19 protein-coding genes, 1 tRNA gene and 1 pseudogene are annotated in these 13481 nt (G+C 61.3%); 20 read left to right on the forward strand and 1 reads right to left on the reverse strand.

Annotated features, from left to right (window positions below; all coding sequences use genetic code 11):
- Positions 1–3: 3 nt before the first annotated feature.
- The 16 genes and pseudogenes from KI611_RS14715 to KI611_RS14790 all read left to right on the forward strand — a co-directional run bounded on the left by KI611_RS14715 (position 4) and on the right by KI611_RS14790 (position 7222).
- A complete protein-coding gene (locus tag KI611_RS14715) occupies positions 4–459 on the forward strand; it encodes a hypothetical protein (RefSeq protein WP_226416406.1) in 456 nt (151 codons plus the stop codon).
- Entirely contained in the window at positions 456–914 is a 459-nt protein-coding gene (locus KI611_RS14720) for a hypothetical protein (RefSeq protein WP_226416407.1), read from the forward strand. The genes KI611_RS14715 and KI611_RS14720 overlap by 4 nt, the downstream gene beginning before the upstream one ends.
- Entirely contained in the window at positions 911–1084 is a 174-nt protein-coding gene (locus tag KI611_RS14725) for a hypothetical protein (protein ID WP_226416408.1), read from the forward strand. The genes KI611_RS14720 and KI611_RS14725 overlap by 4 nt, the downstream gene beginning before the upstream one ends.
- 3 nt (positions 1085–1087) lie before the next feature.
- On the forward strand, positions 1088–1504 hold the full coding sequence (locus tag KI611_RS14730) for a hypothetical protein (RefSeq protein ID WP_226416409.1): 417 nt from the start codon (positions 1088–1090) through the stop codon (positions 1502–1504).
- Positions 1494–1967: a hypothetical protein gene (locus KI611_RS14735; protein WP_226416410.1), complete on the forward strand. Its 474-nt coding sequence runs from the start codon at positions 1494–1496 to the stop codon at positions 1965–1967. Before KI611_RS14730 ends, KI611_RS14735 begins: the two co-directional genes overlap by 11 nt.
- Positions 1964–2230: a hypothetical protein gene (locus KI611_RS14740; RefSeq protein WP_226416411.1), complete on the forward strand. Its 267-nt coding sequence runs from the start codon at positions 1964–1966 to the stop codon at positions 2228–2230. Before KI611_RS14735 ends, KI611_RS14740 begins: the two co-directional genes overlap by 4 nt.
- Positions 2227–2526, forward strand: coding sequence for a hypothetical protein (locus KI611_RS14745; protein WP_226416412.1), 300 nt, complete (start codon positions 2227–2229; stop codon positions 2524–2526). Before KI611_RS14740 ends, KI611_RS14745 begins: the two co-directional genes overlap by 4 nt.
- Positions 2523–4337 carry a DNA cytosine methyltransferase gene (locus tag KI611_RS14750; RefSeq protein WP_226416413.1) on the forward strand — a complete coding sequence of 605 codons (1815 nt, stop codon included), beginning with the start codon at positions 2523–2525 and terminating at the stop codon, positions 4335–4337. Before KI611_RS14745 ends, KI611_RS14750 begins: the two co-directional genes overlap by 4 nt.
- Complete coding sequence (locus KI611_RS22195; RefSeq protein ID WP_226416414.1) at positions 4334–4555, forward strand: Lar family restriction alleviation protein; 222 nt, start codon at positions 4334–4336, stop codon at positions 4553–4555. Before KI611_RS14750 ends, KI611_RS22195 begins: the two co-directional genes overlap by 4 nt.
- Positions 4552–4941 (forward strand): ASCH domain-containing protein, encoded by a 390-nt coding sequence (locus KI611_RS14760; protein ID WP_226416415.1) that lies wholly within the window; start codon positions 4552–4554, stop codon positions 4939–4941. Before KI611_RS22195 ends, KI611_RS14760 begins: the two co-directional genes overlap by 4 nt.
- Positions 4938–5285 (forward strand): hypothetical protein, encoded by a 348-nt coding sequence (locus tag KI611_RS14765; protein ID WP_226416416.1) that lies wholly within the window; start codon positions 4938–4940, stop codon positions 5283–5285. The genes KI611_RS14760 and KI611_RS14765 overlap by 4 nt, the downstream gene beginning before the upstream one ends.
- A complete protein-coding gene (locus KI611_RS14770) occupies positions 5282–5497 on the forward strand; it encodes a hypothetical protein (RefSeq protein WP_226416417.1) in 216 nt (71 codons plus the stop codon). The genes KI611_RS14765 and KI611_RS14770 overlap by 4 nt, the downstream gene beginning before the upstream one ends.
- Entirely contained in the window at positions 5494–5733 is a 240-nt protein-coding gene (locus KI611_RS14775) for a hypothetical protein (protein WP_226416418.1), read from the forward strand. The genes KI611_RS14770 and KI611_RS14775 overlap by 4 nt, the downstream gene beginning before the upstream one ends.
- Complete coding sequence (locus KI611_RS14780; RefSeq protein ID WP_226416419.1) at positions 5730–5972, forward strand: hypothetical protein; 243 nt, start codon at positions 5730–5732, stop codon at positions 5970–5972. Before KI611_RS14775 ends, KI611_RS14780 begins: the two co-directional genes overlap by 4 nt.
- Positions 5965–6102, forward strand: a pseudogene (locus KI611_RS22200) (DUF4224 domain-containing protein); the annotation flags it as partial. The gene KI611_RS14780 and the pseudogene KI611_RS22200, both read left to right, overlap by 8 nt.
- A 91-nt stretch (positions 6103–6193) precedes the next feature.
- Complete coding sequence (locus tag KI611_RS14790) at positions 6194–7222, forward strand: hypothetical protein (protein ID WP_226419968.1); 1029 nt, start codon at positions 6194–6196, stop codon at positions 7220–7222.
- A gap of 113 nt (positions 7223–7335) precedes the next feature.
- Here KI611_RS14790 and KI611_RS14795 read toward each other — a convergent pair.
- Positions 7336–7411: transfer RNA gene (locus KI611_RS14795), tRNA-His, on the reverse strand.
- A gap of 152 nt (positions 7412–7563) precedes the next feature.
- Here KI611_RS14795 and tig point away from each other — a divergent pair.
- From tig to lon, 4 genes are all read left to right on the forward strand, one after another.
- Positions 7564–8868: a trigger factor gene (gene tig, locus KI611_RS14800; protein WP_226416420.1), complete on the forward strand. Its 1305-nt coding sequence runs from the start codon at positions 7564–7566 to the stop codon at positions 8866–8868.
- 70 nt (positions 8869–8938) lie between these two features.
- The gene (clpP, locus tag KI611_RS14805) at positions 8939–9568 is read left to right on the forward strand and encodes an ATP-dependent Clp endopeptidase proteolytic subunit ClpP (protein WP_226416421.1); all 630 of its coding nucleotides are present in this window, start codon (positions 8939–8941) and stop codon (positions 9566–9568) included.
- Positions 9569–9582: 14 nt separating this feature from the next.
- Positions 9583–10845 (forward strand): ATP-dependent Clp protease ATP-binding subunit ClpX, encoded by a 1263-nt coding sequence (gene clpX, locus KI611_RS14810; RefSeq protein WP_226416422.1) that lies wholly within the window; start codon positions 9583–9585, stop codon positions 10843–10845.
- A 67-nt stretch (positions 10846–10912) separates the two neighbouring features.
- A complete protein-coding gene (lon, locus tag KI611_RS14815; protein WP_226416423.1) occupies positions 10913–13327 on the forward strand; it encodes an endopeptidase La in 2415 nt (804 codons plus the stop codon).
- The last annotated feature ends 154 nt before the right edge of the window (positions 13328–13481 follow it).

Genomic DNA, 13481 nt, shown 5'->3' on the forward strand with positions numbered 1-13481 from the left:
ACCATGTGCTTTACCGTACTCCCGCAACGCCCTGTGCAGCAGCTCGTGGTTGCTGCCCAGGCCATCCAGCAACTGATAGACGACGGCACTATGACTGCCGCATTCGTCGACGCCTTCTCCACGCCGAACCAGACCAATACGGTTATCGCCGCCTTCGACCGCCTGCAGGAATGCACCAAGGCGCTCGCCGGCGAGCACAAGCAGGTCAGCCCGTTCCTCCGCTATCGCAGAGAGATCATGGACAGCACGCCGGCCGGCGCCTACCTTCAACGCTTTGTCCTGAGCCTCTATAGCGGGCATCCCGTCCCGCTTCGCCCGATGATCGAGCGCTTCGGTGACCACGAAATGCGCATTTTTTTGGAATGCATCGCTCACTTCTTGAACCATGGCGACCGCGACAGCCAGTTCATGACCATCGCCATGGAAATCGCCGAAGCCACCGCCGAGGTGGCGGCATGAGCGACAACATCAAGATCATCCCGCTGGAAGACAAGCCCAGCGACGACCGCATGATCACGCTGGAAGTCACCGTCCAGCGCAGCGAATACCCGAAGCTGCTCGCTTTCATGCAGAGCGAAACCTGGGAGAAGGCCGAGGCCGCCCGTAATGCGAATCTGACCGACTGCCTGAAGTCGATGGAGATCGCGCTCAACTGGGCGCTCAAGCACGACACCAGCGGCGCCCGCGTCTTCGCCACCCTGCTCGCCAGCATGTACAACGGCAACCGCGTCAAGTTCGACGTCTCCGACCTCAAGTGCCTCGACGCCGCCAACTTCGAGCACGCTTTGAACTGCATGCGCCTCTGCCAGGAACTGCATCGCGAACCGCACCAGTTCTTCGAGAACGGCGGCGAACTGTTCGAGCGCTTGATCAAGGACTGGAAGCTGGAGAAGAAAGCGAGGGCCGCACGGTGACCGTCCTTGAACTGATTTCCCTGCTCCAGCAGCAGCCGCAAGACGCCACCGTATTCGTCGCCATCGATGATCTGGTAGATGCCCCACCAGCGCTGCGCGAGGTTGAAGGCGTTACGGAAATCCTCTCCTCGTCCTACGGGCAAGGAATCTCTATCGATTTGGAGGACTGAACCATGTCCCGTCAATGCACCCCCGTCCCCGGCGCCAAAATCGCCGCCCTGGTCACCGAGCTGCAAGCCATCGGCGACCGCTTCGAAGCGGCCGGCGACAAGCGCTGGTTCACCGTCGCCCGGGCCGCCGCCATCCTCGAAGCGATCCGGCTGGGCTTCATCCTGGCCGCCACCATTCCGGACGCCACGCTGCTCAGCACCGTCTGCCAGCTCGAAACCATCGGCGACCGCTTCGCGGCGATCCGTGACCCGCGCGAAAAGCCGGTCGTCCAGGCCGCCTCGATCCTCGAAGGCATCCGCCTCGGAATCACCGCGATCGCCGACGACGCGCCGACAGCTAACTGGTTCGGCATCGACCTGGCCAGCGGCCCCGACATCAGCGTCCGCGCCGACTGGAGGTTCAACAGCCATGCCCGCTAACCTCTCCCGCCGGCCGCTCGCGCTGGCTCTCGAAGCGGCCCTGCCGATCGTCCCCAACAGCCCCGGCGTGGCCGACATGCACAAGGCCTTTGCCCCCATCGACCAGCTGCTCGCCTCGCTCGACCAGGGCGAAGTCGACATCGAAGGCGCCACCCCGGTGATGCGCGACTGGGACGGCTGGTGCGAAATCGCGCCGGCCGTCCAGGGCTGGTGCGACTGCTGGGAACGCATCGCCCGCCGCATGGGCGAGACGGTCCCCGACCTCGCCTTCCTTCGCCGGATTGCCAACCGCCTCGCCGCCGGCATGCTGCTCGACACTGCCGACATCGACCGCGCTCATGCGGTCATCGCCCGCTGCCGCGCCTTGTACTTCGCCTGCCCGGTCTGGATCCGAAAATCGGCAGTGCAAGACGAAATGATCGCCATCGCCCTCGATGACCTCGGGCTGAGGAGAGCGGCATGACCGCCCTCGCCCTCTTCGCCGCCACGTTCTTCCTGGTGCTCTTCCTCGGCCTGCAGAGCCTCAACGTCAACGGCGGCCACAAGCTGCTCGCCGCCGTCACCAGCCTCGGCATCAGCACGGCCAACATCGTCGTCCTCAAAACCATGCCCGGCCCCACCGGCTGGCTGGAAGTCGCCGCCTACTGCCTGGGCGGCCCGGTCGGCATCCTTGTCTCGATGGTCATCCACCCGTGGATGGTCGCCCGCTTCGGGAGAAAATCATGAACCGCACCGAACACCTTTTGTGCTGCCTAGCCGAAGAAGCGGCCGAGGTAGCCCATCGCGTCAGCAAGGCATTGCGCTTCGGCCTTGCAGAAATCCAGGATGGCCAGCCGCACAGCAACTCACAGCGGATCAGCCAGGAATTCCACGACATGCTCGCCATTGTCGAACTGCTTGAAGAAACCGGCGCGCTGCAACGCTCGACCGATACCCACGCGATCGAGAGAAAGAAGGCGAAGGTTCAGGCATATATCCTGTACGCCAAAGAATGCGGGACGCTGAACGGCGGTGCCGAATGACCGCCCGCGACGCCTTCCTCAAAAACCCGCCCGACCTCCGCGAGATCCGTACCTTCTGCCTGTTCGGGGCCATCGGCGCCGGCGCCAAGGGCTTCCAGCGGGGCAGCGCCCGGGTCGGCAACCTGGTCGCCAAGCCGCGCTGCATCGGCTCGGTCGACGTCGATGCCGCCGCCAACCGGGACTTCAAGCGCCTGGTCGGCGTCGAGGCCACGACGCTCGATCTCTTCGACCGCGACCAGTACATCGCCTTCCATGGCAAGGAACCGCCTGCCGGGTGGCGCGAAGCGACGCCGGATGACATCCGCCGCGCCGCCGGCTACGAGTTCCCGCACATCGTCTTCCTGTCGGCGCCGTGCAAGGGCTTCTCCGGACTGCTCAACGAGACGCGCAGCAAGACGGACAAATACCAGGCGCTCAACCGCCTGACGCTGCGCGGCATCTGGCTGATGCTCGAAGCCTTCAAGGACGATCTGCCCAGCCTGATCGTCTTTGAAAACGTGCCGCGCATCGCCACCCGCGGCCGCCACCTGCTCGACCAGATCGTCGCGCTGCTGCGCGCCTACGGCTACGCGGTCAACGAGACGACGCACGACTGCGGCGAACTCGGCGGCCTGGCCCAGAGCCGCAAGCGCTTCCTGCTCGTCGCCCGACACACCGAGAAGGTCCCGCCCTTCCTCTACGAACCGCCGAAGAAGCGCCTGCAGGCCGTCGGCACCGTGCTCGATCGCATGCCGCTGCCCGGCGACCCGGCCGGCGGCCCGATGCACCGCATCCCGAACCTGCAGTGGAAAACGTGGGTCCGGCTGGCCTTCGTCGAAGCCGGCAGCGACTGGCGCAGCCTGAACCGTCTGCACGTCGAAGACGGCTACCTGCGCGATTTCCTGATCGTGCCGGAATACCACCACGGCTACCTCGGCGTGCAGCGCTGGGAAGACACCAGCGGCACCGTGCAGGGCCGCTCGACGCCGAGCAACGGCGCCTTCTCGATCGCCGACCCGCGAGCACCGGCCGGCGCGCTGGAATACTCGCAGTACGGCGTGATGCGGATGGAAGACACGGCCGGCGCGGTGATCAATGTGAAGTCGCCCGGGCAAGGGACGTTCAGCGTTGCGGACCCGCGCCACCCCGGGCCAGCCAAGCACAGCAACGAATTCCGGATCGTGCCCTACGACCGCAACGCCATGGCCGTCACCAGCGCCCACGGCAGCGGACAGTGCGTGGCCGATCCTCGCCGTGAAGGCGAAGGCTTCGGGAAATACCTGGTCACCCCATGGGAAAGCCCATCCGGTGCAGTCATTTCCGGTAGCACCACCGGGCAAGGCGCCTATGCCATCGCCGACCCGCGCCCGAACGGCATCCCGTCCTCTGGCGACCACTACCAGACCGGCGGCCACTACGGCGTGCAGCGCTGGGAAGACACCAGCGGCGCCGTCGCCTCGGCCGCCTGCCACGACAACGGCCGCTGGTCGGTCGCCGACCACCGCCAGCCGGCCGCCACCGACAAGCTGGTCACCGTCATCCGCGCCCTCGATGGCACCTGGCACCGCCCATTCACCACGCTGGAACTGGCCGCCCTGCAGTCGATCATCGAGCCCGAGGAATACCTCGAACTCGACGGCCTCAACGACAGCGACTGGCGCGAACGCATCGGCAACGCCGTCCCCCCAGCCGCCGCCGAAGCCATCGCCTCGACGATGTACCAGACTCTGCTGCTCGCCTGGTCCGGCGAAACTTTCCTGCTGTCCTCGCAACCGATCTGGGTGCAGCCGATGGCGATAGCGCTGTCTGTGGCGCAGGGAGGTGTGGCGTGATCCGTCTTAAATCTTGTCCATTCTGCGGAGGAGAGGCGGAACTGGACTCAAACCAGTCTTTCCGGGAGTTCGTGAGCGGAAAAATATCTCGGGAAGTTGCTGTTTATTGCCGCCATTGCTCCGCAGAGATCAGCGTCTGCGTTCCCGATGTTCCGGATATAACACCTGAGCAGGTTGCTGATATGTGGAATACAAGAGCGGAAGGCGGTGCAGCATGATCGCCCTCTCCATCCGCCAACCCTGGGCCTGGCTGATCGTGGCCGGCTACAAGGACATCGAAAACCGCGACTGGAAAACCCCGTTTCGCGGGCGCTGCCTGATCCACGCCTCCAAAGGGGGAACACGCGCCGAGTGGGAAGAGGCGATCGAGTTCATGCGCGAGTGCCTGCCCACCCACCCGGTACTGCCCACCGTCGCCGATTTCGACAAGTTTGCCCGCGGCGGCGTCCTTGGTGCCGTCGATATCGTCGATTGCGTCGATCGTTCGGACTCCCGCTGGTTCGTCGGCGACTACGGCTTCCTGCTGCGCAACCCCACGCCCATGCCCTTCGTCCCCGTCAAGGGCCGCCTGGGTTTCTTCGACATCCCGGGAGTACAGCCATGACCTACGGCATCCACCCTGCAACGCTGGCGGAAATGAACGCGCCCAACGCCGGCAAGAAATACCGCCCCAGCAACGGCACAGAAGGCGAGTTCTTCTTCAACGCCTGGTGCTGCAAGTGCCAGCGCGACAAATCCATGCGCGAAGGCATCGACCTCGACGAGTGCGACGACAACGAGCGCTGCGACATCATCGCCAACACCTTCTGCTACGACGTCGACGAGCCGGAATACCCGGTCGAATGGCAATACGGCAAGGACGGCCAGCCCTGCTGCACCGCCTTCGTTCCCGCCGGCGAGGCAATCCCGACCCCGCGCTGCGCGCATACGCCGGACTTGTTCTCATGAGCGCCCACGAAAAATCCATGACCGAAACCGTCACCTGGACAGACGCCGCCCAGCTGCTGCCCGAGGACAGCGCCACCGTGATGATCATCATCGGCGGCGACGTCGAGGCCACCATGGGATACCACGAAGACAACCAATGGCATTACTGGGATGGTATGCCCTGCACGCTGCGCGTCATCTACTGGTGCAACCTTCTGGAGGGTCCAAAGTGACCACCGAGAAGCCGGCCTGCGACTGCCTCAACTGGTGCGGTGATGATCCGTGGCTGCGCGATGGCCGTGCCGAGCCGTGCGCCGAGGCAAAAAAGCGCGAAGCCGATCGCCAAGAGATCCTGGCCATCAAGGACAGGGTCAAGGCACTGGCCGCGTCCGCCCAGGACAAAGGCCTCGTCGTGATCGACGCCGAGCTGATGGCATCGATCCACATCACAATGGACCGTCTGCGGTGACCTCATACGCATCAGCCAAGGGCCGGCCCGTAGCCCAGGCACCGACCGCGATAACGCCAGCGCCGGCAGCAGACCTGAGCAGCGCCGAAACGGCCCGTATTGCCGAAAGAAAGGACTTCATCTTGGAGCACATGCCGGATTTCCTGCCGGTCATGCGGATCCTGATGGAGGACGGCTATCTCACCGGCTCGCGCTCCGTCGTGCGTTGCACGCTGCTTGACGAATCGCCTCATGAGTAGCACAACAGGATTCCTGAAGCCTGCCGAGATCGCCGATCTGACGGATCGCCAGATCCCCAGCAAGCAAATCGCCTGGCTCAGAGAAAACCGCTGGAAGTTCGCCGTCTCGGCGGCCGGCCGGCCGAAGGTGTCGCGGGCCTTCTATGATTTCATGCTGGGCACGGCAGAGACCGAACCAGAATCACAACAAGAACCTGATTTTTCGCGGTGGATCAATAGCAATGGTGGGGCGCAGAAAGACCAATCTGGAAATCGGCATGAGCCGGCTCTACGTCTACGAGGGAAAGCGGACGACGACGTATTACACGATCGACCGCCACAACAAGTACATCAACCTCGGCCACGATCTACGCGAGGCCAAGAAGCAACTGCTCGAGCTGGAAGGCGAAGCGCCTGAACCCGGCACGATTGCCGACTATCTCGATGACCTGATGAAATACCGCAAGCGCCTGGTGCGTTCTGGAAAGCTGTCCAGCCGCACCGTGGATAGCAATGAGGCGGAGGTAATCCACCTCAAGGAAGCCTTCGGCAAGATGACGCCGAAAGCGCTCAAAGCGTCCCATATCTGGCTCTACATGCACAAATACCGTGGCCTCGAAAGTCCGATCCGCGCCAACCGCGAAATCGCCTTGCTGTCGACCATGTTCAACGGCCTGCTGGGCGCCGATATCGTTGATCGCAACCCGTGCGTCGGCGTCGAGCGAAACGCCGAGATCCCACGCGACCGCCTGGTCACCGATGGCGATCTGAGATCATTCATGAAGTACTGCTGGAAAAACGGCGACGCCGGAAAACGGATTGCGCTGGCAGCCTACCTTTCCTATCTGACCGGCAAAGCCCAGGGACAGATACTTAAGTTGACGGTCGATCACATTCAACGGGATGGCATCGACTTTGCAAAGCGCAAACGGGGCGCCAACACCTTCGTCGAATGGACCAAGCTGCTGCGCCGGACGGTTGATTACGCGCTGTCCATGCCGGCCGCCAAAGAACCGCGCTTCGTCGTCCATAACCAGGCTGGCGACGGCTATACCGAGTCCGGATTCAAGGCCCTCTGGCATCGCCGCATGGGCGAGTGGTGCAAGCTCGGCCACGACCGCTTCACCTTCCACGACCTGCGGGCAAAAACGGTCACCGACATGTCTGACCAAGGCCGCAAAGCCAGCGACCTGACCGGCCACCGCCAAGAGTCGACAATTGCCCGCGTTTACGACCGCCGGCGAGTGCGCAAATCGGCTGCCGTACAGTAACCATCTTAGGAAAAACGGCCTTTCATCTTTGGAAGTTTCCGGAACGGGCCATCCGGCGCGACGACCAAAAACAGAAAAGCCCCGCCAGTCATAGACCGTGGGGCTTTAAATTCTGGGGCGACTGATGGGGCTCGAACCCACGACAACCGGAATCACAATCCGGGACTCTACCAACTGAGCTACAGCCGCCGCTGTAAGAAGGCGCGCATTGTACGAACTTCCGTTGCTTGTGTCTAGCGATTCCAAAAATCTTCCGTACTGCAAGCCACTAATCCGCATTTGATCGGCCGTGATAGAATCGTCCGCTTTATTTTTCGGCTCTGTAGGCACAAGGAATTCTCATGGAAGCAACCACTGCACAAGCTAACGAACTCGAACGTCGCGTCGATCTCTCCATCGCCATTGCCGATGTCGAGAAGGAAATGGAACAGCGCCTGAAGCGCATGGGCAAGAACATGAAAATCCCCGGCTTCCGCCCGGGCAAGGTTCCGTTCAGCATCGTCAAGCAGCAACATGGTGATCACGCCCGCCACGAAGTGCTGTCGGAAGAACTTGATCGCGTTTTCGGCGAAACCGTCACTACGCAGAAAATGCGCGTCGCCGGCTACCCGCGGATCGAGCCGAAGACCAGCGAAAGCACCACCCACCTTGAGTTCTCGGCGATTTTCGAGGTCTACCCCGAATTCACCCCCGGCGACCTGTCGTCCGCCGAAGTCGAGCGTCCAGTCCTCGAAGTCAGCGCCGCTGAAATCGACAAGACCCTCGACATCCTGCGCCAGCAGCGTGTCACCTACGAAGACACCGACCGTACCGCCGCCAAGGAAGATCGCGTCGTAATCGACTTCCTCGGCAAGAAGGATGGCGTGCCTTTCCAAGGCGGCCAGGCCAACGATTACCCCTTCGTGCTCGGCCAGGGTCAGATGCTGCCCGACTTCGAGAACGCCGTTGAAGGCGCCAAGGTTGGCGAATCCAAGACTTTCGACCTGAATTTCCCAGCCGACTACCACGCCAAGGATCTGGCCGGCCAAACCGTCCAGTTCGATGTCACCGTCAAACAGGTGCAAGCACCGAAGCTGCCGGAAATCGATGCCGAGTTCGCGATCAGCATGGGCGTTGCCGACGGCGATGTCGCCAAGATGCGCGCCGAGATCGAAGCCAACCTGAAGCGCGAAGTGAAGCGCCGCATCGAAGGCAAGCTGAAGGACCAGGTCATGGAAGCGCTGCTCAAGGCCAACCCGATCACCGTGCCGACCGCCCTTGTCGACATGGAAATCCAGCGTCTGATGCAAGCCGCCCGCCAGGATATGGAACAGCGTGGCATGAAGGTCAAGGACATGCCGATCCAGCCGGAATGGTTCGCCGACCAGGCGAAGCGTCGCGTAACCCTTGGTCTGATTCTTGCTGAAGTAGTCAAAACGGAAAAGCTCCAAGCAACACCGGAACAGGTTCGTGCAATGGTCGAGGAAACCGCCCAAAGCTACGAACAGCCGGAAGAGGTTATCCGCTGGTACTACGCCCAACCGCAACGCCTGCAGGAAGTTGAAGGGGTGGCGATTGAAAACAACGTGGTCGAGTGGGTACTGGGCAAAGCAAAAGTGACCGAAAAGGCTGCAGTTTTTGATGAATTGATGGGCCAAAAGCAGTAATCTGGACCTTGTCGCGAAAACGACAAACGTCTCGAATGTAACCAAACTCGGCAACACAAGAAGGGCTGACATGAATATCGACAACGCAAATAACTGGGATCCGCAGGCCTTGGGCCTGGTCCCCATGGTGGTTGAACAGAGCGGACGCGGTGAGCGCGCGTACGACATCTATTCGCGCCTGCTGAAGGAACGCGTGATCTTTCTTGTCGGCCCGGTCAACGACGCCAGCGCCAACCTGGTCGTCGCCCAATTACTGTTCCTTGAAGCGGAAAATCCGGACAAGGACATTTATTTCTACATCAACTCACCGGGCGGCTCGGTAACGGCTGGCATGTCGGTCTACGACACCATGCAGTTCATCAAGCCGGACGTGTCCACGCTGTGCATCGGCCAGGCTGCCTCGATGGGCGCCTTCCTGCTCAACGCCGGCGCCAAGGGCAAGCGCTTTGCGCTGCCCAACTCTCGCGTGATGATTCACCAGCCACTGGGCGGCTTCCAGGGCCAAGCCTCGGATATCGCCATCCATGCCAAGGAAATCCTGTCGATTCGCGATCGTTTGAACCGGCTGATGGCCGAACACAGCGGCCAGCCGCTCGAACGCATCGAAAAGGATACCGATCGCGACAACTTCCTGTCTGCCGAAGAAGCTGCAGAATACGGACTGATCGACAAGGTACTAACCCGCCGCGACGCGGCTTGACCGGAGACCTACAGATGACTAAAGGCGGCCAGGAAAAACTGCTCTACTGCTCCTTCTGCGGCAAAAGCCAGCATGAAGTGAAAAAGCTTATCGCCGGTCCGTCGGTGTTTATCTGTGACGAGTGCATCGCGCTCTGCAATGACATCATCCGCGACGAGTTGCCGGAAGAAGCCGCCAAGGCAGGCCGTTCCGACCTGCCGACGCCGCGCGAGATCAGCTCGATTCTCGACCAATACGTGATCGGCCAGGAAGTCGCCAAGCGCATCCTCGCCGTCGCCGTATACAACCATTACAAGCGCCTGCGCCACACCGCCAAGAACACCGGCGAAGTGGAACTGGCGAAGAGCAATATCCTGCTGATCGGCCCGACCGGTTCCGGCAAGACCCTGCTCGCCCAGACGCTGGCCCGCATGCTCAACGTTCCCTTCGTGATGGCCGACGCCACCACGCTGACCGAAGCCGGTTATGTCGGCGAGGACGTCGAGAACATCATCCAGAAGCTACTGCAGAAGTGCGACTACGACATCGAGAAGGCCCAGCAGGGCATCGTCTACATTGACGAAATCGACAAGATTTCGCGCAAGTCCGACAACCCGTCGATCACCCGCGACGTGTCCGGGGAAGGCGTGCAGCAGGCCCTGCTCAAACTGATCGAAGGCACCGTCGCCTCGATTCCGCCACAGGGCGGTCGCAAGCATCCGAACCAGGATTTCGTCCAGGTCGACACCACCAACATCCTGTTCATTTGCGGTGGCGCCTTCGCCGGGCTGGAAAAGGTCATTCAGAAACGTTCCGAAAAGGGCGGCATCGGCTTCGGCGCCGAGGTCAAGAGCAAGGATGACGGCCGAGCGGTTGGCAAGATCCTGCTCGAAACCGAGCCGGAAGATCTCATCAAGTTCGGCCTGATTCCCGAACTGATCGGCCGCCTGCCGGTCGTCGCCACGCTGCAGGAGCTGGAAGAGGATGCCTTGGTGCAGATCCTGACCGAGCCGAAGAATGCGCTGGTCAAGCAGTACCAGAAGCTGTTCAACATGGAAGATGTCGAGCTGGAAATCCGTCCGAGCGCTCTTTCGGCGATCGCCAAGAAGGCGCTCGCCCGGAAAACCGGCGCCCGCGGCCTGCGTTCGATCATGGAACACGCATTGCTGGACACGATGTACGAACTTCCCGGCATGGAGAATGTCGAAAAGGTCGTCATCGATGAAAACATGATCAACGGCGACACCCCGCCCCTGCTCATTTACGCCGATCAGCCAAAGGTTTCCGGCTCCAACTGAGCCGGGACTTGAATTGCGGTTCCCCGCCCCCACGTAGGGGGCACATACCTATTTCAAAGGCATCGTAATGTCGAACCCCAACACGCTCCCGGAAACCGTCGAACTGCCGCTGCTGCCGCTGCGCGATGTCGTCGTTTTTCCCCATATGGTCATCCCGCTGTTCGTCGGCCGTCCGAAATCCATCAAGGCGCTCGAAATGGCCATGGAAGCCGGCAAGAACATCCTGTTGGTCGCCCAGAAGTCGGCGGCCAAGGATGAGCCGGAGCCGGAAGACCTTTATCGCATCGGCTGCATGGCCAATATCCTGCAGATGCTCAAGCTGCCCGACGGTACCGTCAAGGTGCTGGTCGAAGGCACGCAACGCGCCCGCATCGAGGCCATCGAGGTGCAATCCTCGGTCTTCATGGCGACCGCCGTGCCGCTACCGCAACCCGGTGTCGAAGACCACGAAATCGAGGCCATGCGCCGTGCCGTGGTCGCCCAGTTCGACCAGTTCGTCAAACTGAACAAAAAGATCCCACCGGAAGTACTCTCCTCCATCGCTGGTATCGAGGATGCCGGCCGCCTGGCCGACACCATCGCCGCCCATCTGCCGCTCAAGCTCGAGCAGAAGCAGGAAGTTCTGGAGATGGAAAGTATCCGCGACCGCATCGATCGCCTGCTCTCCCAGCTCGAATCGGAAATCGACATCCTGCAGGTCGAAAAGCGCATCCGCGGCCGCGTCAAGCGCCAGATGGAAAAGAGTCAGCGCGAGTACTATCTGAACGAACAGGTCAAGGCCATCCAGAAAGAACTCGGCGAAGGCGAAGAAGGTGCCGACCTCGACGAACTGGACAAGAAGATCAAGGCCGCCGGCATGAGCAAGGAAGGCTTGGCCAAGGCTCAGGGCGAATTGAAGAAGCTGCGCCTGATGTCGCCGATGTCGGCCGAGGCTACCGTCGTCCGCAATTTCATCGAAACGCTGATCGGCCTGCCGTGGCGCAAGAAGACCCGCATCAGCAAGGATCTGCGCGAAGCTGAAAAAGTTCTGGATCAGGACCATTACGGCCTCGACAAGGTCAAGGAGCGCATCGTCGAGTATCTCGCCGTGCAACAGCGCGTCGACAAGGTCAAGGCCCCGATCCTGTGTTTGGTCGGCCCTCCGGGCGTCGGCAAGACCTCGCTCGGCCAGTCGATCGCCAAGGCGACCAACCGCAAGTTTGTCCGCATGGCGCTTGGTGGCGTCCGCGACGAAGCGGAAATTCGCGGCCACCGGCGCACCTACATCGGCTCGATGCCGGGCAAGATCCTGCAAAGCCTGACTAAGGTCGGCGTACGCAATCCCCTCTTCCTGCTCGACGAAGTGGACAAGCTCGGCCAGGATTTCCGTGGCGATCCTTCTTCCGCTCTGCTCGAAGTACTCGACCCGGAACAGAACCACACCTTCCAGGACCATTACGTCGAGGTCGATTTCGATCTCTCCGACGTGATGTTCGTCGCTACCGCCAATACGCTGAACATTCCGGCCGCGCTGCTTGACCGGATGGAAGTGATCCGCCTGTCCGGTTACACGGAAGACGAAAAGGTCAATATCGCCATGCGTTATCTGCTGCCCAAGCAGATCAAAAACAATGGCCTCAAAAAGACCGAAATTGCGGTGGCCGACAGTGCCATTCGCGACATCGTCCGCTATTACACCCGGGAAGCCGGGGTACGGGCGCTCGAACGGGAAATCTCGAAGATTTGCCGCAAGGTTGTCAAAACCCTGGTCCTGAAGAAGCGCGACGCGAAAATTCTGGTCAATGCCAAGAATCTCGACAAATTCCTTGGTGTGCAGCGCTATAGCTACGGCATGGCCGAAAAGGAAAATCAGGTCGGTCAGGTTACCGGTCTGGCTTGGACGGAGGTTGGCGGCGAATTGCTGACCATCGAATGTGCCATCATGCCGGGCAAGGGCAACATCATCCGCACCGGCTCGCTGGGCGATGTCATGAAGGAATCGGTCGAAGCGGCCCGCTCCGTTGTGCGTGCCCGCGCCCATCGCCTTGGCATCAAGGATGAGGCTTTCGAGAAGACAGACATCCACATCCACGTCCCGGAAGGTGCCACCCCGAAGGACGGCCCCTCCGCCGGCGGTGCCATGACGACCGCATTAGTCTCGTCCTACACCGGCATTCCGGTTCGCTGCGACGTCTGCATGACCGGCGAGATCACCCTGCGCGGCGAAGTACTGCCGATCGGCGGTCTCAAGGAAAAGCTGCTGGCAGCGGTACGCGGCGGCTTGAAAACGGCGCTGATTCCGGAAGAGAACGTCAAGGACCTCGCCGAGATCCCGGACAACATCAAGAACAAGATCGAAATCGTGCCGGTCAAGTGGATCGACCAGGTTCTGGAGCGAGCCTTGGAACGCCTGCCAGAGGCGCTTCCGGAGGTAACAGCCGATAAATCCGCGGTTGTTGGCGCGACCGAACCGGCTGCGGCACCGGTGACGCTTACTCATTGATTTACAAGGAAAGGATGCCGACGTATTAACGTCGCCGTCCTTTCCGGCACCGCCGACCCCGGGTATTTGGCGAAAATCCGCTTGACACAAGGATTTCGGGAGCGATATAAATCCGTCCTTACAAAAATTTCGCTTCACCATTCCATCCTATTAG

The organism is Dechloromonas denitrificans, from assembly GCF_020510685.1.
In the GTDB taxonomy this organism is placed as follows: Bacteria; Pseudomonadota; Gammaproteobacteria; order Burkholderiales; family Rhodocyclaceae; genus Azonexus; species Azonexus denitrificans_A.

Coding starts and splice junctions, on each gene's coding strand:
- KI611_RS14715 (WP_226416406.1), top strand. CDS start 4: ATGTGCTTTACCGTACTCCCGCAACGCCCTGTGCAGCAGCTCGTGGTT.
- KI611_RS14720 (WP_226416407.1), top strand. CDS start 456: ATGAGCGACAACATCAAGATCATCCCGCTGGAAGACAAGCCCAGCGAC.
- KI611_RS14730 (WP_226416409.1), top strand. CDS start 1,088: ATGTCCCGTCAATGCACCCCCGTCCCCGGCGCCAAAATCGCCGCCCTG.
- KI611_RS14735 (WP_226416410.1), top strand. CDS start 1,494: ATGCCCGCTAACCTCTCCCGCCGGCCGCTCGCGCTGGCTCTCGAAGCG.
- KI611_RS14740 (WP_226416411.1), top strand. CDS start 1,964: ATGACCGCCCTCGCCCTCTTCGCCGCCACGTTCTTCCTGGTGCTCTTC.
- KI611_RS14745 (WP_226416412.1), top strand. CDS start 2,227: ATGAACCGCACCGAACACCTTTTGTGCTGCCTAGCCGAAGAAGCGGCC.
- KI611_RS14750 (WP_226416413.1), top strand. CDS start 2,523: ATGACCGCCCGCGACGCCTTCCTCAAAAACCCGCCCGACCTCCGCGAG.
- KI611_RS14760 (WP_226416415.1), top strand. CDS start 4,552: ATGATCGCCCTCTCCATCCGCCAACCCTGGGCCTGGCTGATCGTGGCC.
- KI611_RS14765 (WP_226416416.1), top strand. CDS start 4,938: ATGACCTACGGCATCCACCCTGCAACGCTGGCGGAAATGAACGCGCCC.
- KI611_RS14770 (WP_226416417.1), top strand. CDS start 5,282: ATGAGCGCCCACGAAAAATCCATGACCGAAACCGTCACCTGGACAGAC.
- KI611_RS14790 (WP_226419968.1), top strand. CDS start 6,194: ATGGTGGGGCGCAGAAAGACCAATCTGGAAATCGGCATGAGCCGGCTC.
- tig (WP_226416420.1), top strand. CDS start 7,564: ATGGAAGCAACCACTGCACAAGCTAACGAACTCGAACGTCGCGTCGAT.
- clpP (WP_226416421.1), top strand. CDS start 8,939: ATGAATATCGACAACGCAAATAACTGGGATCCGCAGGCCTTGGGCCTG.
- clpX (WP_226416422.1), top strand. CDS start 9,583: ATGACTAAAGGCGGCCAGGAAAAACTGCTCTACTGCTCCTTCTGCGGC.
- lon (WP_226416423.1), top strand. CDS start 10,913: ATGTCGAACCCCAACACGCTCCCGGAAACCGTCGAACTGCCGCTGCTG.